General features: G+C 65.3%; 22 protein-coding genes. 10 read left to right on the forward strand and 12 right to left on the reverse strand.

Annotation, left to right across the window (positions count from 1 at the left end; translation table 11 throughout):
• Positions 1 to 128: 128 nt before the first annotated feature.
• From ACQR1L_RS18905 to ACQR1L_RS18935, 7 genes are all read right to left on the reverse strand, one after another.
• Positions 129 to 1,352, reverse strand: a complete 1,224-nt coding sequence (locus tag ACQR1L_RS18905) for a phenylacetate--CoA ligase family protein (protein WP_434859422.1) — start codon at positions 1,350 to 1,352, stop codon at positions 129 to 131.
• Between the two features lie 166 nt (positions 1,353 to 1,518).
• The gene (locus ACQR1L_RS18910) at positions 1,519 to 2,358 is read right to left on the reverse strand and encodes an ABC transporter ATP-binding protein (protein WP_434859423.1); all 840 of its coding nucleotides are present in this window, start codon (positions 2,356 to 2,358) and stop codon (positions 1,519 to 1,521) included.
• A 164-nt stretch (positions 2,359 to 2,522) separates the two neighbouring features.
• Complete coding sequence (locus ACQR1L_RS18915) at positions 2,523 to 3,809, reverse strand: ABC transporter substrate-binding protein (RefSeq protein WP_434859424.1); 1,287 nt, start codon at positions 3,807 to 3,809, stop codon at positions 2,523 to 2,525.
• A 57-nt stretch (positions 3,810 to 3,866) separates the two neighbouring features.
• Entirely contained in the window at positions 3,867 to 4,940 is a 1,074-nt protein-coding gene (locus tag ACQR1L_RS18920; RefSeq protein WP_434859425.1) for a branched-chain amino acid ABC transporter permease, read from the reverse strand.
• Between the two features lie 110 nt (positions 4,941 to 5,050).
• On the reverse strand, positions 5,051 to 5,944 hold the full coding sequence (locus ACQR1L_RS18925; protein WP_434859426.1) for a branched-chain amino acid ABC transporter permease: 894 nt from the start codon (positions 5,942 to 5,944) through the stop codon (positions 5,051 to 5,053).
• Between the two features lie 121 nt (positions 5,945 to 6,065).
• Positions 6,066 to 7,997 carry a long-chain fatty acid--CoA ligase gene (locus ACQR1L_RS18930; RefSeq protein ID WP_434859427.1) on the reverse strand — a complete coding sequence of 644 codons (1,932 nt, stop codon included), beginning with the start codon at positions 7,995 to 7,997 and terminating at the stop codon, positions 6,066 to 6,068.
• Positions 7,994 to 8,815: an ABC transporter ATP-binding protein gene (locus tag ACQR1L_RS18935; RefSeq protein WP_434859428.1), complete on the reverse strand. Its 822-nt coding sequence runs from the start codon at positions 8,813 to 8,815 to the stop codon at positions 7,994 to 7,996. Before ACQR1L_RS18935 ends, ACQR1L_RS18930 begins: the two co-directional genes overlap by 4 nt.
• Positions 8,816 to 9,138: 323 nt before the next feature.
• Here ACQR1L_RS18935 and ACQR1L_RS18940 point away from each other — a divergent pair, with 323 nt between their 5' ends.
• The 3 genes from ACQR1L_RS18940 (at position 9,139) to fcl (ending at position 11,984) form a co-directional block, all read left to right on the forward strand.
• The gene (locus ACQR1L_RS18940) at positions 9,139 to 9,813 is read left to right on the forward strand and encodes a Crp/Fnr family transcriptional regulator (protein ID WP_434859429.1); all 675 of its coding nucleotides are present in this window, start codon (positions 9,139 to 9,141) and stop codon (positions 9,811 to 9,813) included.
• Between the two features lie 148 nt (positions 9,814 to 9,961).
• Positions 9,962 to 11,017: a GDP-mannose 4,6-dehydratase gene (gene gmd / locus ACQR1L_RS18945; RefSeq protein WP_434859430.1), complete on the forward strand. Its 1,056-nt coding sequence runs from the start codon at positions 9,962 to 9,964 to the stop codon at positions 11,015 to 11,017.
• On the forward strand, positions 11,001 to 11,984 hold the full coding sequence (gene fcl / locus ACQR1L_RS18950) for a GDP-L-fucose synthase (protein ID WP_434859431.1): 984 nt from the start codon (positions 11,001 to 11,003) through the stop codon (positions 11,982 to 11,984). The genes gmd and fcl overlap by 17 nt, the downstream gene beginning before the upstream one ends.
• Positions 11,985 to 12,115: 131 nt before the next feature.
• On the opposite strand, the gene ACQR1L_RS18955 is transcribed toward fcl, so the two are convergent.
• The gene (locus ACQR1L_RS18955) at positions 12,116 to 12,958 is read right to left on the reverse strand and encodes a uroporphyrinogen-III synthase (RefSeq protein WP_434859432.1); all 843 of its coding nucleotides are present in this window, start codon (positions 12,956 to 12,958) and stop codon (positions 12,116 to 12,118) included.
• A gap of 153 nt (positions 12,959 to 13,111) precedes the next feature.
• On the opposite strand from ACQR1L_RS18955, the gene purU reads away from it, so the two are divergent.
• Complete coding sequence (gene purU / locus ACQR1L_RS18960) at positions 13,112 to 13,975, forward strand: formyltetrahydrofolate deformylase (protein ID WP_434859433.1); 864 nt, start codon at positions 13,112 to 13,114, stop codon at positions 13,973 to 13,975.
• A gap of 142 nt (positions 13,976 to 14,117) precedes the next feature.
• Here the strand turns inward: purU and ACQR1L_RS18965 are convergent, their stop codons facing one another.
• Positions 14,118 to 14,399: a hypothetical protein gene (locus ACQR1L_RS18965; protein ID WP_434859434.1), complete on the reverse strand. Its 282-nt coding sequence runs from the start codon at positions 14,397 to 14,399 to the stop codon at positions 14,118 to 14,120.
• A gap of 368 nt (positions 14,400 to 14,767) precedes the next feature.
• Between ACQR1L_RS18965 and ACQR1L_RS18970 the strand changes: the two genes are divergently transcribed.
• The 6 genes from ACQR1L_RS18970 (at position 14,768) to ACQR1L_RS18995 (ending at position 20,998) form a co-directional block, all read left to right on the forward strand.
• Positions 14,768 to 15,910 (forward strand): ABC transporter substrate-binding protein, encoded by a 1,143-nt coding sequence (locus ACQR1L_RS18970; protein ID WP_434859599.1) that lies wholly within the window; start codon positions 14,768 to 14,770, stop codon positions 15,908 to 15,910.
• Positions 15,911 to 16,150: 240 nt separating this feature from the next.
• Positions 16,151 to 17,020, forward strand: a complete 870-nt coding sequence (locus tag ACQR1L_RS18975) for a branched-chain amino acid ABC transporter permease (RefSeq protein ID WP_434859435.1) — start codon at positions 16,151 to 16,153, stop codon at positions 17,018 to 17,020.
• A 7-nt stretch (positions 17,021 to 17,027) separates the two neighbouring features.
• Complete coding sequence (locus ACQR1L_RS18980; RefSeq protein ID WP_434859436.1) at positions 17,028 to 18,065, forward strand: branched-chain amino acid ABC transporter permease; 1,038 nt, start codon at positions 17,028 to 17,030, stop codon at positions 18,063 to 18,065.
• Positions 18,062 to 18,808, forward strand: coding sequence for an ABC transporter ATP-binding protein (locus tag ACQR1L_RS18985; RefSeq protein WP_434859437.1), 747 nt, complete (start codon positions 18,062 to 18,064; stop codon positions 18,806 to 18,808). Before ACQR1L_RS18980 ends, ACQR1L_RS18985 begins: the two co-directional genes overlap by 4 nt.
• Positions 18,808 to 19,524, forward strand: coding sequence for an ABC transporter ATP-binding protein (locus ACQR1L_RS18990; protein WP_434859438.1), 717 nt, complete (start codon positions 18,808 to 18,810; stop codon positions 19,522 to 19,524). The genes ACQR1L_RS18985 and ACQR1L_RS18990 overlap by 1 nt, the downstream gene beginning before the upstream one ends.
• A 355-nt stretch (positions 19,525 to 19,879) precedes the next feature.
• Complete coding sequence (locus ACQR1L_RS18995) at positions 19,880 to 20,998, forward strand: cobalamin-independent methionine synthase II family protein (RefSeq protein WP_434859439.1); 1,119 nt, start codon at positions 19,880 to 19,882, stop codon at positions 20,996 to 20,998.
• Positions 20,999 to 21,165: 167 nt separating this feature from the next.
• Here ACQR1L_RS18995 and ACQR1L_RS19000 read toward each other — a convergent pair whose 3' ends face one another.
• The 3 genes from ACQR1L_RS19000 to ACQR1L_RS19010 are packed head-to-tail and all read right to left on the reverse strand — an operon-like array spanning position 21,166 to position 23,765.
• Entirely contained in the window at positions 21,166 to 22,452 is a 1,287-nt protein-coding gene (locus tag ACQR1L_RS19000) for an MFS transporter (RefSeq protein ID WP_434859440.1), read from the reverse strand.
• A 45-nt stretch (positions 22,453 to 22,497) separates the two neighbouring features.
• On the reverse strand, positions 22,498 to 22,941 hold the full coding sequence (locus ACQR1L_RS19005; RefSeq protein ID WP_434859441.1) for a cupin domain-containing protein: 444 nt from the start codon (positions 22,939 to 22,941) through the stop codon (positions 22,498 to 22,500).
• 23 nt (positions 22,942 to 22,964) lie between these two features.
• Positions 22,965 to 23,765 carry an alpha/beta fold hydrolase gene (locus tag ACQR1L_RS19010; RefSeq protein ID WP_434859442.1) on the reverse strand — a complete coding sequence of 267 codons (801 nt, stop codon included), beginning with the start codon at positions 23,763 to 23,765 and terminating at the stop codon, positions 22,965 to 22,967.
• Positions 23,766 to 23,802: the final 37 nt, after the last annotated feature.

Raw genomic sequence — 23,802 nt, forward strand, 5'->3', positions numbered from 1 at the left:
CGAACTCCAGGGAACGTGACATGGCTGTATAGGAGAGCGCGCGGGAGGCGACAATTGCGCATGGGACGTGCGCAGGGCGCGGCTCATGCCGTCGCCGCAGGGCTTCGCCTCGGTTGCAGGAACCAGGCTCAGCGTTCGTCTGATATCACCTTGCCGTCGTTCGGCAGCGTGCCCGGCGCGACCAGCTCGACTTGGCCGCCGAGCTTGGCGACGCTGCGCAGGCTGGTGGCGAGTGCCTCTTGCAGCCCGTCTGCCGGCGAGGCGCATTCGGCCTTCAACGTCATCGCATCGGTCTCGCCGGCGCGGGTGACGACCAGACGAAGGCGGCCGAGCTCGGGATGGCGCTTGCCGATCTCGGCGACCTGCTCGGGCCGCACGAACATGCCCTTGACCTTGGTGGTCTGGTCGGCGCGGCCCATCCAGCCCTTGATGCGCATGTTGGTGCGGCCGCAGGCGCTGAGGCCGGGCAAGGCGGCGGTGAGGTCGCCGAGCGCCAGGCGAATCCAGGGATGGTCAGGATCGAGCGAGGTCACGACGATCTCGCCGACATCGCCGTCCGCCACGGGATCGCCGGTGCCGGGGCGGACGATCTCGAAGATGAGGTCCTCGTTCACGACCATGCCGTCGCGCGCTGATGTCTCATAGGCGATGATGCCGAGATCGGCGGTGCCGAACGCCTGGTAGGCATCGATGCCGCGCGCCTTGATCTCGGCCTGCAGCGACGGCGGGAACGCCGCGCCCGACACCAGCGCGCGCTTGAGGGAGGAGACGTCGCGGCCGGCGGTCGCGGCGGCGTCGAGCAGGATCTTCAGGAAGTCGGGCGTGCCGCTGTAGCCGACCGGACGGTACGCCTCGATCAGCTCGAACTGCGCCTCGGTATTGCCCGGACCGGCGGGGATCACCGCGCAGCCGAGCGCGCGTGCCGACGCGTCGAAGATGAAGCCGCCGGGCGTGAGGTGATAGCTGAAGGTGTTGAGCACGACGTCACTGCTGCGAAAGCCGGCCGCGAACAGCGCGCGGGCGCCGCGCCAGGGATCAGCGTGCGCGGCCTCCGGCTCGAAGATCGGCCCGGGCGAGGTGAACAGGCGCGAGAATGCCCCGGGCGGTCGCGCGACGAAGCCGCCGAACGGCGGCGCCGCCTTGTGCAGGGCAGGGAGCTCGGACTTGCGCAGCACGGGAAGCTGGGCGAGCGCGGCACGGCTTGTGATGTCCTGTGGATCGATACCCTGCAGCAGCGCCGCATAGGCCGGCGCGTTCATCGCCGCACGCAGCACGTCGGGCAGGCGGCCGAACAGATCCTGCTCGCGTTCGGCGGGATCACGGGTCTCGAGGGCGTCGTAGTGGGTGGTCATGTCAGGTCCCCAGGTGCCGCTTCACCTCTCCCCGCGTGCGGGGAGAGGTCGCATCGCATCGCCAGATGCGATGCGGGTGAGGGGGGCTCTCAGCAGGCGCGGTGCCCGGAGCTGCCCCTCACCCCGACCCTCTCCCCGTAAGAACGGGGAGAGGGAGAAGAAAGAGCTACAGCCACCGCTTTCGCCGCTTGAAGCTCTTCAGGTTCTTGAAGCTTTTGCGCTGGTCGCCGGCGCCGCCGAGGTAGAATTCCTTGACGTCCTCATTGTCGCGCAGCGCATCCGCGGTGCCGTCGAGCACCACCTTGCCTTGCTCCATGATGTAGCCGTGGCTGGCGACCGACAGCGCCGCGCGCGCGTTCTGCTCGACCAGCAGAATGGTGACGCCGAGATCCCGGTTGATCTCCTTGATGATCGCGAACACTTCCTTGACCAGCAGCGGCGAGAGACCCATCGACGGCTCGTCCATCAGGATCATCTTCGGCCGCGCCATCAGCGCGCGCCCGATCGCCAGCATCTGCTGCTCGCCGCCGGACAGATAACCGGCCAGGCCGGTGCGCTCCTTCAGCCGCGGGAAGTAGTTGTACACCATCTCGATGTCTTTTGAGACTTCGCGATCGCTGCGGGTGAACGCGCCGAGCTTGAGGTTTTCCAGCGAGGTCATGTCGGCGACGATGCGCCGGCCTTCCATGACCTGGAAGATGCCGCGGCGGACGATTTTCTCGGGATCGATGCCGTCGATGCGCGCGCCGTCGAACATGATCTCGCCGCGTGTGACCTCGCCATCCTCGGTCTTGAGCAGACCGGAGATCGCCTTCAAGGTCGTCGACTTGCCGGCGCCATTGGCGCCGAGCAGCGCGACGATGGCGCCCTTCGGGACGTCGAGGCTCAGCCCGCGCAGCACCAGGATGACGTCGTCATAGACGACCTCGATGTTGCGCACGGAGAGCAGAGGGGCTGCTGTCGCGCTGGTTGTGCCGGTTCGCGGAGAGTCGAGTGTTTCGGTCATCGTGGTTGTCCACCGCTGTCGTCCCCCGCGAAGGCGGGGGACCCAGTATTCCAGAGACGCCGTTGCTTCACCGAGAAGCCGCGGCGTACTGGATCCCCGCTTTCGCGGGGATGACGATCGTGTGTGGAGTTGCTGCAGAGCTTGCTCGGCAGCAGCTCAACAGCTTACCAACCCGCCCATTCGGCCTTGCGCGGCAGCTCGATGGTCTTGACCTTCTCGAGCTTGATGACGCCCTTGGCCATGAGGTCGTTGAGGTCGCCATCGGTCGGCCCGGTGACGCGGGCACGATAGAGGTCGACCTTCATGGTGCCGCGATGGTCCTTCTCGGTCCAGGTCGAGGGGCTGCAGACGCCTTCCATGCCGGCCGGCACCCAGTCCTTCTTCTGGTGGAAGCCCTTGGCGACGTTCTCGCCGGTGGCGCCGCCGTTCTTCGCCGCCCAGTCGAGCGCTTCCTTCATGTAGAGCGCCGAGCAGACCGCGGCGACGTAGTGCACCGGGCGATAGATCTTGCCGGTGGGATCCGACATCTTCGAGATCTCCTGCACCGTCTTCATGCCCGGCGCATCGCCGCCCCAGGCGACCGAGGTGCGCAGCGGGAAGATCACGCCGTCAGCGGCATCGCCCGCGGTCTTGGCGGCGTTCTCGTCCATGCCCCAGACGTTGGACAGGAACTGGATGTCGACGCCGGCATTCTTGCAGGCCTTCATCACCGAGATGTTGGAGGCCGCGGTGTTGCCGAGATAGGCGTAGTTGGCGCCGGAGCTCTTCAGGCTCAGGCACTGTGCGCTGTAGTCGCCCGGCGCCAGCGCGAACACCAGCGGCGGCAGCACCTCGAAGCCGAGCTCGGTGGCGAGCGCTTCGCCCGCGGCCTTCGGCGCGTTGGGGTAGGGATGGTTGGCGCCCATGTGGACGAATTTCGGCTTGCCGGGCTTGCCCTTCGCCTTCCAGTCCTCGGCCGCCCAGGTCAGCTCGGCGCGCAGCGCGTCCGAGTAGCTCGGGCCGTAGAAGAAGTTGTAGGGCGCGGGCTTGGCCTTGCCGCTGGTGCCTTCCGGGTCGGTCAGCGCGGCGGCGTAGGAGCCGGACATGTCCGGGATCTTGTCGTTAGCGAGGAAGCCGGTCAGCGCCTCGGTGTCGGCGGTGCCCCAGCCCATGATCGCGGCGACCTTGTTGTCCGGCGCCGACCACTTCTTGTACAGCGCGATCGCCTTCGGCACCTGGTAGCCGTAGTCGTTGCTGTCGACCGCGAGCTGCTTGCCGCCGATGCCGCCGTTCTTGTTGACCCAGGCAAAGGTGTCGACCACGGCCTGGCCATAGGGCGTGCCGACGTCCGACGTGCCGCCCGAGAGATCCTGCAGATGGCCGATCGCGATCTGCTGCGCTTGCGCCGAGCTGGCGAAGGTGCCTGCCAGCAGCGCGAGCGCCGCCGAGCCGAGCCATGATTTGATCGTCATAGTGCTTCCTCCTGTGGTGGTCCGGGCCGGATTGTCGCCGGTCCCTGTTGGTTGGAATCAATGCGAGAACGGGTAGAGCTTCCAATATGTCTTGATCTGCCGCCAGCGATGCGCCAGCCCGTCCGGCTCGAACATCAGGAAGCCGATGATGATCAGGCCGATCGCGATCTCGCGCAGGAAGGTGATATTGTTGTTGAGCGCGAGCGCCTTGTCGATCGCGCCGCCCTTGAGATGATGGCTGAGCCATTCCATCGATTCCGGCAGCAGCACCACGAAGGCCGTCCCCATCAAGGTACCCATGATCGAGCCGGTGCCGCCGATGATGATCATGGCCAGGAACAGGATCGAGCGCTCGATGCCGAATCCTTCCTGCGAGACCACCAGCTGGTAGTGCGCATACAGCGCGCCTGCGATGCCCGCGAAGAAGGCGGCGAGGCCGAACGACAGCGTCCGGTATTTGGTCAGGTTGATGCCCATGATCTCGGCCGAGAGATAATGGTCGCGGATCGCGATCAGCGCCCGGCCGTCGCGGGTGCGCATCAGATTGGTGACCAGGATGTAGCAGACCAGCACATAGGCGAGAACGACGTAGAAATATTGCCGGTCGCCGCGCAGCGTGTAGCCGAAGATCGAGAACGGATTGGCCGACGCAGGCACCGAGCCGCCGGAGAACCACTCGGCCCGTGAAAAGAAGTCGAGCAGGATGTATTGCGCGGCGAGCGTCGCGATGACGAGATAGAGCCCCTTCAGCCGCGCGGCGGGAAGGCCGAACACGAGCCCGACCAGCGCGGTGACCACGCCGGCGAGCGGAATCGCGAAGAACACCGGGATCGCATAGGCGTTGTTAAGGTAGGCCGAGGTGAAGGCGCCGAGCAGGAAGAAGCCGGCCTGGCCGATCGAGATCTGGCCGGTGAAGCCGACCAGGATGTTCAGGCCGAGGGCTGCGATCGAGAAGATGCCGATCTGGATCGCGATCGACAGCCAGAACTCCGAGAATACCTGTGGTGCGAAGCACAGCAGGATCACGCCGGCGATCGCGAAATTGCGGCTGGTCGTGGTCGGGAAGATCGTGGTGTCGGCCGCGTAGGAGGTGCGGAAGTCACCGGCGGGAATGGTGGAACGTGCGACCATGATGGGCTTCTATCTCGCCTCAGGCTTGAGTTGCGTCATGGGCTCGCCGTTCTTCTTTGTTTGAGCATGATCGTTACCGAAAGCCGGTGCCCACTTTTCGGCGATCATGCTCATATCCGCTCGATGTCTCGGGTGCCAAACAGGCCGTAGGGCTTGATCATCAGGATGATGATCAGGACGTAGAACGGCGCGATCTCGTAGAGATTGCCCCAGTGCAGGTACTGGCTGTCGACATATTGCGCGATGTTCTCCAAGAGGCCGATGATGATGCCGCCGAGCACTGCGCCGCCGACGGAGTCGAGGCCACCGAGGATCGCCGCCGGAAACACCTTGATGCCGTAGGCGGACAGACCCGAGGAGACGCCATTGACCACGGCGACGACGACGCCGGCGACCGCCGAGACTGTTGCCGAGATCGCCCAGGCCATCGCGAACACGCTCTTGACGGAGATGCCGAGCGACTGCGCAACCTGCTGATTGAAGGCGGTGGCGCGCATGGCGAGGCCGTATTTCGAGGCTTTGAAGAACCAGGCCATGCCGAGCATCATCAGCACGGACACGACCAGGCTCATCACGTAGACGGTCTGGATCTGCAGCCCGAAGAGGTCGACGGCCTTGCTGGAAAACACCGGCGGGAATGGCTGCGGGTTGACGCCGTAGATCCATTTCAGCGCGGCCTGGAACACGGTCGAGAGGCCGATGGTCACCATGATGACCGAGATGATGGGCTCGCCGATCATCGGCCGGAGGATCACGACCTGGATGGCGATGCCGAACGCGAACATGAAGATCAGCGACAGCGGCATGCCGGCCCAGAACGGCACCTGGAATTTGGTGAGCAGCGTCCAGCACACCCAGGCGCCGATCAGCAGCAGCTCGCCTTGCGCGAAATTGACGACTTGCGTCGCCTTGTAGATCAGCACGAACGACATCGCGACCACGCCATAGAGCGTGCCGACCACGAGGCCGTTGACCAGGAGCTGGATGAGGAAGGCGGAGTTCATGGTCAGTCTCACTCGTCATCGCCGGGCTTGACCCGGCGATCCATCGCAAGAGAGGTTTTCGGAAGGGGATGGATGCGCGGGTCAAGCCCGCGCATGACGACCGGGTTTGAAAGCAAGCGCATCACTCGGCCGCCTCCGCCATCGGTCCATGGCCACCCAGATCCACCACCTTCAGCGTCGTGCGGATGCGCTGCGTCGTGCCGTCCTGGAAGCGGATGACGGTGTCGACCGGGATCGCCGGCTTGCCGCCATAGATGCCGTCGATGATGTCTGCGTATTTCTCGTTGATGACGCTGCGGCGCACCTTGCGGGTGCGGGTCAGCTCGCCGTCGTCGGCGTCGAGCTCCTTGTAGAGCAGCAGGAAGCGGGTGATGCGCTGGGCGGGCGGCAGATGGGCATTGACCGTCTCTACCTCCTTCTGCAAGAGCGCATAGACCTCGTTGCGCGAGGCGAGGTCGGAATAGGTCGTGAAGGCGATGCGGTTCTTTTCCGCCCATTTCGAGATGATCGAGTAGCGGATGCAGATCATCGCCGCGAGATGCTCGCGGCCAGCGCCGAGCACGACGGCCTCGGCGATGTAGGGCGAGAATTTCAGCTTGTTCTCGATATATTGCGGCGAGAAGCGCTCGCCGCGCGACGTCTCGGCGAGGTCCTTGATGCGGTCGATGACGACCAGCTGCCTGGCGTCGTTGAAATAGCCGGCATCGCCGGAATGCATCCAGCCGTCCTTGATATCGGCAGCCGAGGCCTCGGGGTTCTTGTAATAGCCGAGGAACATGTTGGGATGGCGCACCAGAATCTCGCCGATGCCCTGGCTATCCGGCTGGTCGATCTTGATCTCGATGTCCGCGGCCATGGGCACGCCCGTGGTGTCCGGATCGACCTTGTCGTCAGGATGCAGCGTGTAGGCGCCGAGCAGTTCGGTCTGACCGTACAGCGTGCGCAGCGGCACGCCCATGGCGCGGAAGAACTTGAACGTATCGGGCCCAAGCGCGGCTCCGCCGGTGGCGGCCGAACGCAGCCGGGTGAAGCCGAGCCGGTCGCGCAAGGCGCGGAACAGCAGCATGTCGGCGAAACCCGAATGCTGGCCCTTCTCCAGCGCCGCAAGGCCAGCCGACATGCCCACGTGGTACAGCCGCTGCTTCAGCGGCGAGGCATCCATCACGGCGGCGCGGACGTCGGCGGCGATCTGCTCCCATACGCGCGGCGCGAACAGCACGAAGGTCGGCGCGATCTCGCGGAAGTCGTTCATCAGCGTGTCCGGCTCTTCGACGAAGTTGACCTTCATCCGGCAGAGCAGGCCTTTGCCGAGCACGTAGACCTGTTCCATGATCCAGGGCAGCGGCAGCACCGAGACGTATTCATCCTCCGGCCCCTTGGGGTCGAAGGCGAGATAGGTCGCGCAATGCTTGAGCACGCGCGCGGCCGAGAGCATCGCGAGCTTGGGATGAGAGGTCGTGCCCGACGTGGTGCAGAGGATGGCGACGTCGTCGCCGACCGTGGCATCGACCATCCGGTCGTAGAGATCGGGCTCGCGCGCAGCCCGGGCGCGGCCGAGCTCGGCCAGCTTGTCGGCCGGCATCAATCTCGGATCGTCATACTTCCGCATGCCGCGCGGGTCGGAATAGATGATGTGCTTCAGTGCCGGCACGCGTTCGGCGAGGTTGAGCAGCTTGTCGACCTGCTCCTCGTCCTCGGCGAACACCAGCCGCGCCTCGCCATAGTTCAGGAGATAGGCGGCCTCGTCGTCGAGCACGTCGCGATAGAGGCCGAGGCTGTGGCCGCGGATCGCATGCGTTGCGATCTCCGCCGCCACCCAGTCCGGCCGGTTGTCGCCGATGACGCCGATCACGTCGTCCTTGCCGAGACCCAGCTCGACCATCCCGAGCGCGAAGTCGCGCACGCGCGTCTGGTAGTCGGCCCAGGTGAAGGTGCGCCAGAGACCGAGATCCTTCTCGCGCAGCGCGATCTCACGGCCGTGTTCTTTCGCATTCAGCCGCAGCAGCTTCGGATAGGTGTCGGCCTGCTTGACCCGGCCTGCATAGTCCATCATGCCGCGTCCTCCGCGATGGACGGCGCCTCGTCGGGATCGACCAGCAGCTCGTCCTCCTCGCCGAGATAGGCGCGCTTGACGTGGGGATCGGCGAGCACCGCGGCGGGATCGCCCTCCGCGATCTTGCGGCCGAAATCGAGCACCATGACGCGGTGGGAGATGTCCATCACCACGCCCATGTCGTGCTCGATCATCACGACCGTCATGCCGTATTCCTCGTTGAGGTCGACGATGTAGCGGGCCATGTCCTCCTTCTCCTCGAAGTTCATGCCGGCCATCGGCTCGTCGAGGAGGATGAGATGCGGCTCCAGCGCCATGGCGCGGGCGAGCTCGACGCGCTTGCGCAGGCCGTAGGAGAGGGTACCGGCCGGCGCCTTGCGCACCGACTGCAGGTCGAGAAAGTCGATGATCTGCTCGACCTTTTCGCGATGCTTCAGCTCCTCGCGCCGCGCGCCGGTCAGCCAGTACAGTGATCCCGTCAGGAAGTTGTTCTTCAACAGGTGATGGCGCCCGACCATGATGTTGTCGAGCACGCTCATGTGGTGGAACAGCGCGAGGTTCTGGAAGGTGCGGCCGATGCCGATATTGGCGCGCGCGTTCGGCGGCAGGCCGGTGATGTCGCGCCCGCGGTGGAGCAGGCGGCCCTCGGTCGGCTTGTAGCGGCCGGACATGCAGTTGACGATCGAGGTCTTGCCGGCGCCGTTCGGGCCGATGATCGAGAACAGCTCGCCCTCGCGCACGCCGAAGCTGACGTCGGTCAGGGCTTTCACCCCGCCGAAACGCAGCGAGACTCCGCGCGCTTCCAACGTATAGTCCAAGTCGTCCTCCCGAACGGTCTTCGGCGCTTTGCGCGCTCTTCAGGAATCGTGTGGCGCGACGTTGAACTCGTCGCTTGGCGCAAGCCTATCCCGCGGGCCGGTTCCGCGCCATCCGACGAATGACGGGCCGCCCCGGATGGGTGCACTTTGCCGCATCTCGATGCGCCCGGCGTGGGCTTCGGCGAGTCGAATGCGGTGGTCCTGGATAGGAGAAAGCGCTATCAGGAACTGTCTTGTGCCTGACAATTCCCAGGCAAAATTCATCCGGGCGTTGTTGCGATGCAATATGATCGCCGTGGGATTCGACACGACGAGATGACGGCTTGATCTCTTCCGACACCCTGCTGCGCATTGCGCCCTGGTCGCGCCATCTGAAGCCCGAGGAGATCGACGTGGCCGCAGCCGGCATCGTCGAGCGTTCCTTCGCGGCCAACGAGCACATCTTTCTGCGGGGCGACCAGTTCGAATATTGGACGGGGATCGTCACGGGCCTCGCGCGCATGAGCACGGTATCGCGGGGTGGGAAGGCCACGACCTTTGCCGGCATGTCGGCGGGCGCCTGGTTCGGCGAGGGCAGCGTGCTCAAGAACGAGCCGCGCCGCTATGACGTGGTGGCGCTGCGCGACAGCCGCGCGGCGCTGATGGAGCGGCCGACCTTCATGTGGCTGTTCGAGAACAGCGTCGGCTTCAACCGCTTCCTGGTCACCCAGCTCAATGAGCGGCTCGGCCAGTTCATCGGTCTCGTCGAGGTCGGCCGCACGCTGGATGCGACGGCGCGGCTGGCGCGCAGCATCGCCTCGCTATTCAATCCGATCCTCTACCCGAACACGACCCGCCACCTGGAGATCACCCAGGAGGAGATCGGCGCGCTGTCCGGCCTGTCGCGGCAGAATGCCAATCAATGCCTCAAGTCGCTGGAGCGCGAGGGTCTGCTGCGCGTCGAATATGGCGGGGTGACGGTGCTCGATCTCGACCGGCTGCGCTGCTACGGGGATTAAATCCGCCTTGAATCGGCTGATCTTGCGCGGCTTTGTCTGCGGGGCTTGACCGCTGGTCCCGGCTATGGACTCGTCAGGGAACCTGCGGCCCTGGCGGCCGGAGTCAGTGTGTGGAGACGGTATGGTGGGGCAGAATTGCAGCGGCCGCGTGGCCCTCATCACGGGCGTCACGGGCCAGGACGGGGCTTATCTGGCCGAATATCTGCTCGGCCTCGGCTATACCGTGCATGGCATCAAGCGGCGTTCATCGTCCTTCAATACCGCGCGGGTCGATCATCTCTATCGCGACCCTCACGAAGGCAACGTGCCGTTCCTGCTGCATTATGGCGACATGACCGACTCCACCAACCTGATCCGGCTGGTGCAGCAGATCCGCCCCGACGAGATCTACAATCTCGCCGCGCAGAGCCATGTCGGCGTCAGTTTCGAGAGCCCGGAATACACCGCCAATGCCGACGGGCTCGGCGTGCTCAGGCTGTTGGAAGCCATTCGCATTCTCGGCATGGAGAAGCAGACGCGGTTCTACCAGGCCTCCACCTCGGAGCTGTACGGCCTGGTCCAGGAGATCCCGCAGCGCGAGACCACGCCGTTTTACCCGCGTTCACCCTATGGCTGCGCCAAGCTCTACGGCTACTGGATCACCGTGAACTACCGCGAAGCCTACGGCATGTTTGCCTGCAACGGCATCCTGTTCAATCATGAAAGCCCGATTCGCGGCGAGACCTTCGTCACGCGCAAGATCACCCGCGGCGTCGCGCGGATCGAGGCCGGCCTGGAAGAGACGATCTATCTCGGCAACCTCGAGGCCAAGCGCGACTGGGGCCATGCCCGCGACTATGTCGAGGGCATGCATCGCATTCTCCAGGCCGAGACGCCGGACGATTACGTGCTGGCCACCGGCGAGACGCATTCGGTGCGCGAGTTGGTCGAGCTCGCCTTCGCCGAGGTCGACCGCCGCATCGAATGGCGCGGCGAGGGGGTCGAGGAGACCGGCATCGATTGCAGATCCGGCAAGGCGGTGGTGCGCATCGACCCGACCTATTTCCGGCCGACCGAGGTCGATCTTCTGGTCGGCGACTGCAGCAAGGCGCGCGACAGGCTCGGCTGGGCGCCGAAGACCAGCTTCGCGCAGCTGGTCAAGGAGATGGTTGCGAGCGATCTCAGCGCGGCGCGGCAGGAGACGGTGCGTGGCCACGCCTTCTGATCTCCAGCCTTTTGAACTCCAGCCTTTTGATCTCCGTGGCAAGCGGGTCTTCGTCGCCGGCCATCGCGGCATGGTCGGCAGCGCGCTGGTGCGGCGCTTGGCGAGCGAAGGCGTCACGCTGCAGACGGTGTCGCGCAGCGAGGTCGACCTGCGCGACCAGGCCGCGGTATTCGCGTGGTTCGCGCGGATGCAGCCTCAGGCCGTGTTCCTCGCGGCCGCCAAGGTCGGCGGCATCGTCGCCAACAACACGCTGCGCGCCGAGTTCATCTATGACAACATCGCAATCGCCACCAACGTCATTCACGCCGCGCATGTGAACGGCGCCGAGAAGCTGATGTTTCTGGGCTCGTCCTGCATTTATCCGAAGCTCGCGCCGCAGCCGCTGCGTGAGGATGCCATGCTGACGGGGCAGCTCGAGCCCACCAACGAGCCCTATGCCATCGCCAAGATCGCCGGCATCAAGATGGTCGAGGCGTATCGCAGCCAATATGGCGCCGACTTCATCAACGTGATGCCGACCAATCTCTATGGTCCCGGCGATAACTATCATCCCGAATACAGCCACGTCGTCGCGGCGCTGATCCGCCGCTTCCACGAGGCTAAGCTTAGCGAGGCGCCGGAGGTCGTGGTGTGGGGCACCGGCACGCCGCGGCGCGAATTCCTCTATGTCGACGACATGGCCGATGCCTGCGTGCACCTGATGAAGACCTATTCGGACGCCGAGCTGGTGAACATCGGCACCGGGGAGGATATCAGCATCGCCGATTTCGCGAAGGTGGTGGCCGCCACGGTGGGTTATCAGGGCCGCCTCAGCTTCGATCCCTCTCGCCCCGACGGCACGCCGCGCAAGCTGCTCGACGTCTCGCGCCTCGCCAAGCTCGGTTGGCGCGCGACGACCTCGCTGGAGGAGGGAATAGAGCGCGCCTATCAGGCGTTCCTGCAGGAGACCGGGCAGGCTCTTGCGTAACTCTCCGCCGTCGTCCCGGCCTCGAGCCGGGACCCATAGCCACCGAACGCTATTAGGGAACCGGGCTGGCGGTGACCTGCCTCATCCCGGCCGGTGGCTATGGGTCCCGGGTCAAGCCCGGGACGACATCTTCAATGAGGTGCCGTTCGCTGTGCCTTCACACCCAGCGCCGTGGCCATCGCCGAGATCAACGGCTTCATGAAGTAGGCCTCGCCCACCGGCGTGATCGATGGCGACAGCCCATGCGCGGCGAGCTCATCGGTCACGACCGGCCCCACGGATGCGATCTGCGTCCGTGCCAGTCCCTGCCGCAGCCGGTCCTCCACGCCGTGCGCCTTGGCGACGTCGAACAGCCGGCGCGGCTGGCCCGAGCTGGTCAGCGCGATCGCATCGACATGGCCCGCGATCATCTCGTCGATGGCGGTGAGGATATTCGAATCCGCCGCTTTCGCGTCGTAGACATAGGGCAGCACCGGGTCCACCGCGGCGCCCCCGGCCGTGATCGCGCCGATCAGCGCGGAATGGTCCTTGTCGGGATAGAGCTGCAGGCCGAGACGATGACCCTTCAGGTCGTAGCGTCCGAGCAACTCGGCGACGCCTTCGGAGGTCGGCTTCTCGGTCGTCGCCTGCGACTCGAGGCCGAGCTCGCGCAAGGCGCGCCCTGGCTTGGGGCCGCGGGTGAACTTGCGGGCCTTGCCCAGCGCTGCGACGAACTCGGCCTCGACGCCGATCCGGCGCACCACCGTCATCAACCGCCGCAATCCCTCGCCGGTCATCAGCACCAGATCATCGAACGGCTGCGCAATGGCGCGGCGGATCCAGGCCTCGACCGGCGCCGGGTCGGGCGCATCCTCAATCGTGAACATCGGACATTGCAGCACGTCGGCGCCCTGTTCGGCGAGCAGCCGGGAGAATTGCGCCTCCTCGCGGGTCTCCAGAATGAGGATGCGGTTGCCGGTCAGCCTGTCAGCCATGGTTGGTCTCGCCGGTGAGAGGTGATCTTTTGTTCATCCTGCCTCCGCGTCGAGCGTTGGCGCAAGCGTGCGGAGGGTGGTAGAGCAGGGCCGAACGGGCGCCAAGCCCGCCGCATCATTCATCTTCATCTCCCCGCCGGTGACGCCATCGCCATGTCCGACCACCAGTATGTCCTGACCCTGTCCTGCCCGGATCGTCCCGGGATCGTCTCGGCCGTGTCCACGTTCCTTGCCCATAATGGCCAGAACATTCTCGACGCCCAGCAGTTCGGCGACTTCGAGACGGGTCACTTCTTCATGCGCGTGGTGTTCACCGCCGCCGATCTCGCCGTCAACCTGCCGGCGCTGCAGACCGGCTTCGCCGCGATCGCCGAGCGCTTTGCAATGGACTGGCAGATGCGCGACCGCGCCGGGCAGCGCCGGGTGATGCTGCTGGTGTCGAAGTTCGACCATTGCCTGGTCGACATCCTCTACCGCTGGCGGACCCGCGACCTGTCGATGATCCCGACCGCGATCGTCTCCAACCATCCGCGCGAGACCTATGCCGGGCTCGATTTCGGCGACATTCCGTTCCACCACATGCCGGTCACCAAGGACACCAAGCGCGACCAGGAGCAGGCGATCCTGAAGCTGGTCGACGACACGCAGACCGATCTGGTCGTGCTGGCGCGCTACATGCAGATCCTGTCGGACGAGATGTCGGCGAGCCTGTCCGGCCGCTGCATCAACATCCATCACTCGTTCCTGCCGGGCTTCAAGGGCGCCAAGCCCTACCACCAAGCCTATGAGCGCGGCGTCAAGCTGATCGGCGCCACCGCGCACTACGTGACCCGCGACCTCGACGAAGGCCCGATCATCGACCAGGACGTCGAGCGCATCAGCCATCGCGATACGCCCGAGGACCTCGTGCGCAAGGGCCGCGACATCGAGCGCCGCGTGCTGGCGCGGGCGATCCGCTATCACCTCGAGGACCGCGTCATCCTCAACGGCCGCAAGACGGTCGTGTTCATGGACTAGTCGAACCGCTGGCGGAAGTCGCGGGCGGTCCAGCCGACATCGCGGATCGTGGGCGTGGCGTCGAACGCCATGTCCTGGGTCATGCGCAAAGCCCATCGCGACATTGGCGCGCCGGGGTGGAACGGCGCGAGCAGGGGTGACCTCAGCGTTGGGACGCCGGCGCCTGGGCCTTGGCGTCGGACTGCGTCTCCTTGTCGCGCTCGCTCGCCGGCATCTGCCGCCGCCGCTCCCGCTCCTGCATGAACCGGTCGTATTCGACCGTTCCGGGACGGGGCGGGGCGTCCGCGGGCAGACCGCCGGCCCATTGCGGGATCGCGTCGCCCATGCCCGCGCCGACCTTCGCGTTGATCGACGAGCAGCCGGCCAGGGGCAGCACGGCAAAGACGGCCAATAGCGGGATCAGAAGGCGGAAACTGCGTGGCATGTCTCGGCAACACCATGTCGAACGGGGCATTTGGGACCAGGGCAGGCGAGTTGAGCGGCCCGGGTTTGTCGTCACCCAGCGACGCGCTGGGCTCCAAATAAAGGTATCATATTACGGTAAACGTACTCGCTCCCCAGCACTTTGTCCCACGGCCACGCGGGGCTAAACCCTCTCAGAAATTACGCAGTTGCATGGCTGGCATACAGAATCTATTCCGAATTGCTATAGCTGTTAGAGCGTGCGGCAGATGTTCGGAGATCACAAATCGCTCTAGCGTCGCCGCAAAACTGGGCATTTGGTCTTAAGCACCGTCCTTCAGAGGCGGCGCAAAGGGAGGATGGCACGTGAACAATCGAATTGCGGGGCTGATGGTGCTCGGCGCGGCCGCGGTTGCCGCTGGTCCGGTTTACGCCGAGGATACGTTCAAAATTGGCCTGATCGTGCCGATGACCGGCGGCCAGGCGTCGACCGGCAAGCAGATCGACAACGCGATCAAGCTCTACATGCAGCAGAACGGCGACACCGTCGCCGGCAAGAAGATCCAGGTCATCCTCAAGGACGACGCCGCGCTGCCCGACAACACCAAGCGGCTGGCGCAGGAGCTGATCGTCAACGACAAGGTCAATGTCATTGCCGGCTTCGGCGTGACGCCGGCGGCCTTCGCGGCCGCGCCGCTCGCGACGCAAGGCAAGATCCCGCAGGTCGTGATGGCGGCCGGCACCTCCATCATCACCGAGAAGTCGCCCTACATCGTCCGCACCAGCTTCACGCTGCCGCAGTCCTCCACGATCATCGGCGACTGGGCGGTCAAGAACGGCATCAAGAAGGTCGCGACGCTGACCTCGGACTACGCGCCGGGCAACGACGCGCTGGCCTCGTTCAAGGAGCGCTTCACCGCCGGTGGCGGCGAGATCGTCGAGGAAGTCAAAGTGCCGCTGCAGAACCCGGACTTCGCGCCGTTCCTGCAGCGCATGAAGGATTCCAAGCCGGACGCGATGTTCGTGTTCGTGCCGGCCGGGCAGGGCGGCAACTTCATGAAGCAATATGCCGAGCGCGGCCTCGACAAGAGCGGCATCAAGGTGATCGGACCGGGCGACGTCACCGACGACGACCTGCTGAACGACATGGGCGACGCCGTGCTCGGCGCGGTCACCGCCCACATGTATTCGGCGGCGCATCCCTCGGCCAAGAACAAGGAGTTCGTCGCGGCCTACAAGAAGGCCTTCAACAGCCGTCCCGGCTTCATGGCCGTCGGCGGCTATGACGGCATCAACCTGATCTATCAGGCGCTGAAGAAGACCGAGGGCAAGACCGACGGCGATTCCCTGATCGCGGCGATGAAGGGGATGGCCTGGGAGAGCCCGCGCGGCCCGATCTCGATCGATCCGGAAACCCGCGACATCGTCCAGAACATCTACATCCGCAAGGTCGAGAAGGTCGACGGCGAACTCTACAATGTGGAGTTCCAGACCTTCGAAGCCGTCAAGGATCCGGGCAAGGCGAAGAAGTGACGCCTTAGCGGCGTCATCGAAGGGCGCACCGCACGGGTGGTGCGCTCCCTCTCCCGCTTGCGGGGGAGGGCCGGGGTGGGGGCGCCCCACGGCGTACTGCTCGTGTGGTTTCCCCCACCCGGATCGCATCTGATGATGCGATCCGACCTCCCCCGCAAGCGGGGGAGGCGCTGACCGAGCAAGCGTTTGATGTGTGCCCTTCCCTGGAAGGGATGAGACCAGGGGCCGACGTACACCTCAATGACCTCCATCCTCACCAATCTGTTCGACGGCGTCGCCTACGGCATGCTGCTGTTCGTGCTGGCCTGCGGGCTTGCCGTGACGCTCGGCCTGATGAACTTCGTCAACCTGGCGCACGGCGCCTTCGCGATGGCCGGCGGCTATGTCTGCGCGGTGCTCGTCAACCGCATCGGCTGGCCGTTCTTCGCCGCGCTGCCGATGGCCTTCGTCGCCAGCGCGTTGATCGGAGCTCTGCTGGAGCGCACGCTCTACCAGCATCTCTACGCGCGCAGCCATCTCGACCAGGTGCTGTTCTCGATCGGGCTTGTCTTCATGACGGTCGCGACAGTCGACTACATCATGGGCTCGTCGCGCATCTTCATCAAACTGCCCGCGGTGCTGCAGGGCCAGTTCGACATCTTCGGCGTCGGCATCGGCCGCTACCGGCTGATGATCATCGTGATCTGCGGCCTGCTCACAGTCGGGCTGCAACTCGTCCTGTCCAAGACTCGCTTCGGCAGCCGGCTGCGCGCCGCGGTGGATGATCCGCGCGCGGCCAGCGGCCTCGGCATCAACGTGCCGCAGGTGTTCGCCTTCACTTTCGCCTTCGGCTGCGGCCTTGCCGGCCTGGGCGGCGCGCTGAGCGCCGAGATTCTCGGCCTCGATCCGTATTTCCCGCTGAAGTTCATGATCTACTTCCTGATCGTGGTCACCGTCGGCGGCTCGTCCTCGATCACCGGTCCGTTCCTGGCCTCGCTGCTGCTCGGCATCGGCGATGTCGCCGGCAAGTATTACGTGCCCAAGCTCGGACCCTTCGTCATCTACACCATCATGATCGTGATCCTGATCTGGCGCCCGAACGGCCTGTTCGGTCGCACGGCGACGCGGTGAGGATCGCATGACCACGAACGCACAAACCGAGGTCGGCTTTCACGCAAGGCAGCACGGCCGCTGGCACTGGAGCGAGTTCGCCTTCTGGATCGTCGTCCTGGCGGTCGGGCTGGCGTTTCCCTCGCGCTATCTGATCATGACCGAGATCCTGCGGCTGGCGCTGTTCGCGCTGTCGCTCGATCTGATCCTCGGCTATGCCGGCATCGTCTCGCTCGGCCACGCCGCGTTCTTCGGCGTCGGCGCCTATTGCGCCGGCCTGTTGTCGGTGCACGGCCTCATCAACGAGCCGGTGCTGGCGCTGATCGTCGCCGGCCTTGCCGCCACCGTGCTCGGCTTCGCCACCAGCTTCCTCGTCATCCGCGGCGTCGACCTGACGCGGCTGATGGTGACGCTCGGGATCGCGCTCCTGATGGAGGCGCTCGCCGAGCGCTTCTCCAACATCACCGGCGGCACCGACGGTCTCCAGGGCATCGACATCCAGCCGATCTTCGGAATGTTCGCCTTCGACATGTTCGGCAAGACCGGCTTCTTCTATGCGCTCGCGGTGCTGTTCGTGCTGTTCCTGCTGGCGCGGATCATCGTGCATTCGCCGTTCGGCCTGTCGCTGCGCGCCATCAAGAACAATCCGCTGCGCGCCGCCGCCGTCGGCATTCCCGTCAACAAGCGCCTGATCGCGATCTACACCGTCGCGGCGTTCTACGCGGGCGTCGCCGGCGCGCTGTTCACGCAGACCACGGCGCTCGCCTCGCTCGACGTGTTCTCGTTCGAACGCTCCGCCGACCTCGTGCTGATGCTGGTCATCGGCGGCTCCGGCTATCTCTATGGCGGCCTGATCGGCGCCGCGGTGTTCCGGATGCTGCAGGAGCTGTTTCAGTGGATCACGCCGCAATATTGGATGTTCTGGATCGGCCTCGTACTCGTGATCATCGTGCTGGTCGGCCGCCATCGTATCCATGGCTATGCGCTGTGGCTGCCCAATTTGATTCTCCGGCAGATCGCCGGCCGCAAGGCCGCGGTGGCCCTCACCGACAACGAAGCGCCATGACCTACGCCCTGGAAACGCGCGGCCTCGATAAGCATTTCGGCGGCCTCCACGTCACCCGCAATCTCTCCCTTCAGATCGTTCCTGGCGCCCGGCACGCGCTGATCGGCCCGAACGGCGCCGGCAAGACCACCGTGATCAATCAGCTCACCGGCGTACTGGAGCCGAGCTCGGGACGCATCCTGCTCGAAGGCCAGGACATCACCGATCTGCCCGTGCACAAGCGCGTGCTGCGCGGCCTGTCGCGCACCTTCCAGATCAACCAGCTGTATCCGGACCTGACGCCGCTCGAGACCATCGGCCTTGCCGTGTCCGAGCGGCTCGGCGGCGGCGGCAATTGGTGGCGGCGCATGGGCACGCGCGACGACATCAATGCCGAGATCGCCGAGACCCTGGAGCGCTTCCGGCTGCTCGACGTCATGAACGACCGCACCTCGACCTTGCCTTACGGCAAGCAGCGCCTGCTCGAGATCGCGGTCGCGATCGCCGCCAAGCCGCGCGTGCTGCTGCTCGACGAGCCCGCAGCTGGCGTGCCCGAGGGCGAGCGCAAGGACATTCTCGCCGCCGTCGCCGCGCTGCCGCGCGACGTCACGGTGCTGCTGATCGAGCACGACATGGATCTCGTCTTCTCCTTCGCCGACCGCATCTCCGTCCTGGTCTCCGGCGCGCTTCTGGTCGAGGGCACGCCTGAGGAGGTCGCGCGCGATCCGCAGGTCAAGGCCGTCTATCTCGGCGAGGCCGCGTGATGACCGATCTGCTCGCCATCGAGAACCTCCGCGCCGGCTACGGCCAGGCCGTCGTGCTGCCGAACATGTCGCTGTCGCTGCCGGAAGGCCAGGTGCTGGCGCTGCTCGGCCGCAACGGCACCGGCAAGACCACCTTGATCAACTCCATCGTCGGCGTCACCCGCCGCTTTTCCGGCAAGCTCGCGCTCGGCGGCACCGACATCACGTCCCTGCGCGCCGACCAGCGCGCCCGCGCCGGCATCGGCTGGGTGCCGCAGGAGCGCAACATCTTCCGCTCGCTGACGGTCGAGGAGAACATGACCGCGGTGGCGCAGCCGGGCCCGTGGACGGTCGAGCGCGTCTACCAGATGTTTCCGCGGCTCAAGGAGCGCCGCAACAATTTCGGCAACCAGCTCTCCGGCGGAGAGCAGCAGATGCTGGCGATCGGCCGCGCGCTGACGCTGAACCCGAAGGTGCTGCTGCTGGACGAGCCGACCGAAGGATTGGCGCCCATCATCGTCGAGGAGCTCCTGGCCGCGATCGGCACCATCAGCCGCGCCGGCGGGCTGTGCTCGATCATCGTCGAGCAGCATGCGCAGAAGCTGCTCGCGCTGGCCGACCGTGTCGTGATCCTGGAGCGCGGCACCATCGTGCACGATGCGCCGTCAAGCGACCTGAAGGCTGACCCTGCGCCGCTGGAGCGGCACCTCGGAGTCGCCAGCGCTGCGGCGCACTGATGCTCGGGTTCGCTGGACGGGCCTGGCCGGCGAGGCAAGCTGTCTCGAACAGGAGCGGGGGTGTTATTCTGTATACCGGAACATCGACCGCAGGGAGCGCAGTCAAGAGCGCCCTATGACCGGAATCGTGAAATCGGCCTAGACTCCAAAGCCAGACCGGCGCACGGGTGGGACTTTCCACGCCCCGCACACAATCCTGACCGAACGGAATTGTATACTGATCGGAGACGCGCTAGGGCTTGCCCCGGCTTTTGAGAACGCGCGGGCGCCGGCCACGGGGCCGCACGTCAAGGTAGATCATTCAACCGGTCCAACGACCCAATCGAAGACGTCGACCATTCCAAGGAGTGAACAGATGCAACGCACCAAGCCTCCCTTCCGCGCCGACGAAGTCGGCAGCCTGCTGCGCCCGCAGAAGATCAAGGACGCCCGCGCCAAGCTGGAGAAGGGCGAGATCTCCGCGGCCGACCTCGCCAAGATCGAGGACATGGAGATCGAGAAGGTCGTACACCGCCAGGCCTCGACCGGCCTGAAGCTCGCGACCGACGGCGAGTTTCGCCGCTCCTGGTGGCATTTCGACTTCCTCGCCAAGCTGACCGGCTGCGAGCTGTTTCATCCCGACGCCGGCATCCAGTTCACGGGCGTGCAGACCCGTCATGACGCGGTGCGCGTGATCGGCAAGCTCGACTTCCCCGACGACCATCCGATGCTCGACCACTTCCGCTTCCTCAAGAAGCACGCCGATACGGCGCATGTGACGGCGAAGATGACGATCCCGTCGCCGGCCGTGCTGCACTTCCGCGGCGGCCGCAAGTCGATCTCGAAGGACGTCTATCCCGATCTCGACGCGTTCTACGAGGATCTCGGCAAGACCTACCGCAAGGCCGTGAAGGCGTTCTATGACGCCGGCTGCCGCTATCTGCAGTTCGACGACACCGTCTGGGCCTATCTCTGCTCGCAGGACGAGCTGCAGAAGGCGCGCGAGCGTGGCGACAATCCCGATGGCCTGCAGCAGATCTATTCGCGCATCATCAACTACGCGATCGCCGACCGTCCCGCCGACATGACCATCACCACCCATGTCTGCCGTGGCAATTTCCGCTCGACCTGGATCTCCTCGGGCGGCTACGAGCCGGTCGCCGAGACCATGCTCGCCAACACCAACTATGACGGCTACTTCCTGGAGTATGACAGCGAGCGCGCCGGCGGCTTCGAGCCGCTGCGTTTCCTGCCCAAGGGCAACAAGGTCGTCGTCGTCGGCCTCGTCACCTCCAAGGTCGGCGAGCTCGAGAAGAAGGACGACATCAAGCGCCGCATGGAAGAGGCCTCGAAGTTCGCTCCGCTCGACCAGCTCGCGCTGTCGCCGCAATGCGGCTTCGCCTCGACCGAGGAAGGCAACATCCTGAGCGAGGAAGAGCAGTGGGCCAAGCTGCGCCTCTGCGTCGAGCTCGCCGAGGAGATCTGGGGGAAGTAAGCTCTTTAGGAGCGGAGCCCTGAGCGATGGCTGATCCCAGCGCCGCTCACGTGACCTTATCGAAGCGGGGCGGACTCGATGTCCGCCCCGTTTGCGTTAGTGCAGCACCCTTCACTCGGGAACGTCGCAACACGTGGGACGACAGCCCCGCGCAAAGTCGTTGCGACCTATTCCGCGGGACTTCCGACGGTCACCGCCTGCCTGACGTCGTCGCGGGCGAGGATCATCAGCAGGCCGACGATGATGAACTCGACCGCGGCAAAGGCGATGAAGGCGCCGGTGAACGAGCCGGCCGAGGCGCTGATGATCGCGCCCATCATCCATGGTGCGACGAAGGCCGAGAGGATGCCGAACACCTCGGCATAGCCGATCGCCGCCGGCGCGAGCGCATCGGAGTATTTTTCGCTCAACAGGGCGAAGATCGCGCCGCCGCCCAGCAGCGCGATGCCACTGAGCGCCGCAAACAGCACCAGCATGCCGAACGGCATCGGCGTGACGACGCTCCACAGGAACATCAGGGCGGTGAGCAGGGCCAGGAATGCGGTCAGCTTGATCATGAACGGCTTGCCCAAGCGGTCGGACATGTAGCCGCCGATCACCAGGAACAACACCTGAGACAGTCCCATCACGGTGCCGATCACCGCGCCGGAGTCCGGCGCCATGTGCTGCACGGCGATGAAGGCAGGTACGACCCAGGTGGCGGTGCCTGCGATGGCGAAGGTGCAGGCCACGATGCCGAAGCCGCCGACCGCGATCCATTTCGAACGGAAGATCTCGCCGAGCGGCAGATGCTGCTGCTGGGCCTCGTTGCCCCAGGTGAAGCCGTCGACATCGATCTCGCGCGGATGATTGCGGACGACGAGCGCGTCGACCGCCGCGACGATCAGCGTTCCCACCGCCAGAACGGCGAAGAAGGTCCGCCAACTGGTCGCGATCGTCAGCGGAATGCCGAGCGCGAAATCCAGCGTGATGGCGAGGCTATAGGCGGCGAGGATGATCCCGACCACCGAGCCGCGCTGGCTCTGCGGAAACCAGCCGAAGATCAGCTTCATGTTGCCGATGAAGATGGCCGCGTCGAAGAAGCCGATCACGAGCCGCAGCAGGATGAGCTGGAGATAGCTCTGGACGAACACCTGGAGCACCATGCCGAGGCCGGTGCCGGCAAGCCCGATCAGCAGCAGATTGCGCGCGGTCATCGAGCGGCTGACCGGCGACCACACCACCATTCCGATGCCGTAGGTGAGCGCGAAGATTCCTTGCGCCAACCCTGCCTCGGCGGCATCGAGTTTGAGGCTTTCGGAGACGAAGGGCAGGACCGCCGCGAAGGCGTACCAGTCCGCCGCAAGAAAGATCTCACAGAGCACCGCCAGCGCCAGCATTCCCTTTTGCCAGCGTGCGATCCGGCGGCGGTCGCTTTCGGAAATTGTCGTCCAGTTTGTCGTCAGCACGGTCATGGTCGATCCTCGCAGGCTGGATATCGTCTGGCACGGGCCCGGGAGTCAGGCGGGCGGCGGCAGGAAATTGACCTCGTGCTCGGCGGCGCGGCGCACGACTTCCTCGGGATCGGCGAGGTCATGGATCCGCTCGAACAGCTCCTTCAGCGAACGCGTCGGCGCCACCCAGAACAGGCTCGTCGCGGTCTCACCCGACTTGTTGAAGATGCCGTGGGGGATCCCCTTGGGCATGCGAACGAGATCGCCGGCCTTGGCCACGAAATCCTTGCCGTCGAGCCACAGGTCGTAACGGCCGGTCAGCACGTAGACGAATTCGTCCTGCGTCGGATGCACATGCGGCGGCACGAACGTCCCGCTTGGAAACACTGCGTGCCAGGCCATCGAGGCTTCGGAGTGCTGCTTGAGCGTGTAGGTCTGGCCCAGAATGTTCCAGACGATGTTGCCGAAGCCTTGTTCGGACGGGGTCACGCCCGGGGGCATCTCGATCATGCTTGTGTCCTCTGTTGCGGTGTTCAATCGGCGAGAAAATCGAGGACGTGCTGCGCGGCAGCGGGAGTCTCCTCGAAGACGAGATGGCCCGTCGCGGGCACCAGCGTGACGCGGGCTTTGGGCAGGCCGGACTTCCAGGCCTCCGCTTGGGCCGTCGGACGCAGCCGGTCGGCCGCGCCCCACAGCACCAGGGTCGGCATTGCAAGCCGATGCAGCCAGTTCGCGAGCTTGGGATTGCCCTGAGGCTCGTCGCGGATCAGCTTGGCGAAGCCTGTGACCTCGCGTCCCAGGCGCTGGTCGAAGTCGGGGTCTGGAGCGGTTGGAAAGTAACGCAGCGCTGCGGCTGGATCATGCGCGAGATAGGCCGGCAATTCCTGCGGCGGGATATCGAACAGTCCCGGTGCCGGCGCGCTCGGCACCACGAGACCTGCGGGGGCGACCAGGACCAGCTTTCGCACGCGATACGGCTGGCGGATCGCGAACTCCGCGGCGAGCCATCCGCCCAGCGAGAAGCCGGCGAGGTCGAATTGCGCAAGCCCGAGTCGATCGAACAGATCCATGTAGTGGAGCGTGTGATCCTCGATCGTGTCGATCGCATCGGCATCACCGGACTCGCCGAAGCCGGCGTGATAGGGAATGATCACGGTGTGCCGCTTCGCCCAGTCCCGCGCCATCTCGAAGCCGGTGAAGGTGCCGGTGCCGTGCAGGAACACCAGCGGCGGACCGCTTCCGATCTGCAGGACCACCGTCTGCACGCCGTTGATGTCGTATTCGCTCCGAATGAAGCCGGTGAGATCGGGGGAGAGTTTGAGTGTGTCGTGCAAGGCGCCAACTCCGGCTGATGTCTGTGGTCGTGTGTCG

The organism is Bradyrhizobium sp. HKCCYLR20261 (genome assembly GCF_051168435.1).
In the GTDB taxonomy this organism is placed as follows: domain Bacteria; phylum Pseudomonadota; class Alphaproteobacteria; order Rhizobiales; family Xanthobacteraceae; genus Bradyrhizobium.

Excerpts from the sequence above, each read along its gene's own strand:
- ACQR1L_RS18905 (WP_434859422.1), bottom strand. The coding sequence starts at position 1,352 with ATGACCACCCACTACGACGCCCTCGAGACCCGTGATCCCGCCGAACGC.
- ACQR1L_RS18910 (WP_434859423.1), bottom strand. The coding sequence starts at position 2,358 with ATGACCGAAACACTCGACTCTCCGCGAACCGGCACAACCAGCGCGACA.
- ACQR1L_RS18915 (WP_434859424.1), bottom strand. The coding sequence starts at position 3,809 with ATGACGATCAAATCATGGCTCGGCTCGGCGGCGCTCGCGCTGCTGGCA.
- ACQR1L_RS18920 (WP_434859425.1), bottom strand. The coding sequence starts at position 4,940 with ATGGTCGCACGTTCCACCATTCCCGCCGGTGACTTCCGCACCTCCTAC.
- ACQR1L_RS18925 (WP_434859426.1), bottom strand. The coding sequence starts at position 5,944 with ATGAACTCCGCCTTCCTCATCCAGCTCCTGGTCAACGGCCTCGTGGTC.
- ACQR1L_RS18930 (WP_434859427.1), bottom strand. The coding sequence starts at position 7,997 with ATGATGGACTATGCAGGCCGGGTCAAGCAGGCCGACACCTATCCGAAG.
- ACQR1L_RS18955 (WP_434859432.1), bottom strand. The coding sequence starts at position 12,958 with ATGGCTGACAGGCTGACCGGCAACCGCATCCTCATTCTGGAGACCCGC.
- purU (WP_434859433.1), top strand. The coding sequence starts at position 13,112 with ATGTCCGACCACCAGTATGTCCTGACCCTGTCCTGCCCGGATCGTCCC.
- ACQR1L_RS18965 (WP_434859434.1), bottom strand. The coding sequence starts at position 14,399 with ATGCCACGCAGTTTCCGCCTTCTGATCCCGCTATTGGCCGTCTTTGCC.
- ACQR1L_RS18970 (WP_434859599.1), top strand. The coding sequence starts at position 14,768 with ATGGTGCTCGGCGCGGCCGCGGTTGCCGCTGGTCCGGTTTACGCCGAG.
- ACQR1L_RS18975 (WP_434859435.1), top strand. The coding sequence starts at position 16,151 with ATGACCTCCATCCTCACCAATCTGTTCGACGGCGTCGCCTACGGCATG.
- ACQR1L_RS18980 (WP_434859436.1), top strand. The coding sequence starts at position 17,028 with ATGACCACGAACGCACAAACCGAGGTCGGCTTTCACGCAAGGCAGCAC.
- ACQR1L_RS18985 (WP_434859437.1), top strand. The coding sequence starts at position 18,062 with ATGACCTACGCCCTGGAAACGCGCGGCCTCGATAAGCATTTCGGCGGC.
- ACQR1L_RS18990 (WP_434859438.1), top strand. The coding sequence starts at position 18,808 with ATGACCGATCTGCTCGCCATCGAGAACCTCCGCGCCGGCTACGGCCAG.
- ACQR1L_RS18995 (WP_434859439.1), top strand. The coding sequence starts at position 19,880 with ATGCAACGCACCAAGCCTCCCTTCCGCGCCGACGAAGTCGGCAGCCTG.
- ACQR1L_RS19000 (WP_434859440.1), bottom strand. The coding sequence starts at position 22,452 with ATGACCGTGCTGACGACAAACTGGACGACAATTTCCGAAAGCGACCGC.
- ACQR1L_RS19005 (WP_434859441.1), bottom strand. The coding sequence starts at position 22,941 with ATGATCGAGATGCCCCCGGGCGTGACCCCGTCCGAACAAGGCTTCGGC.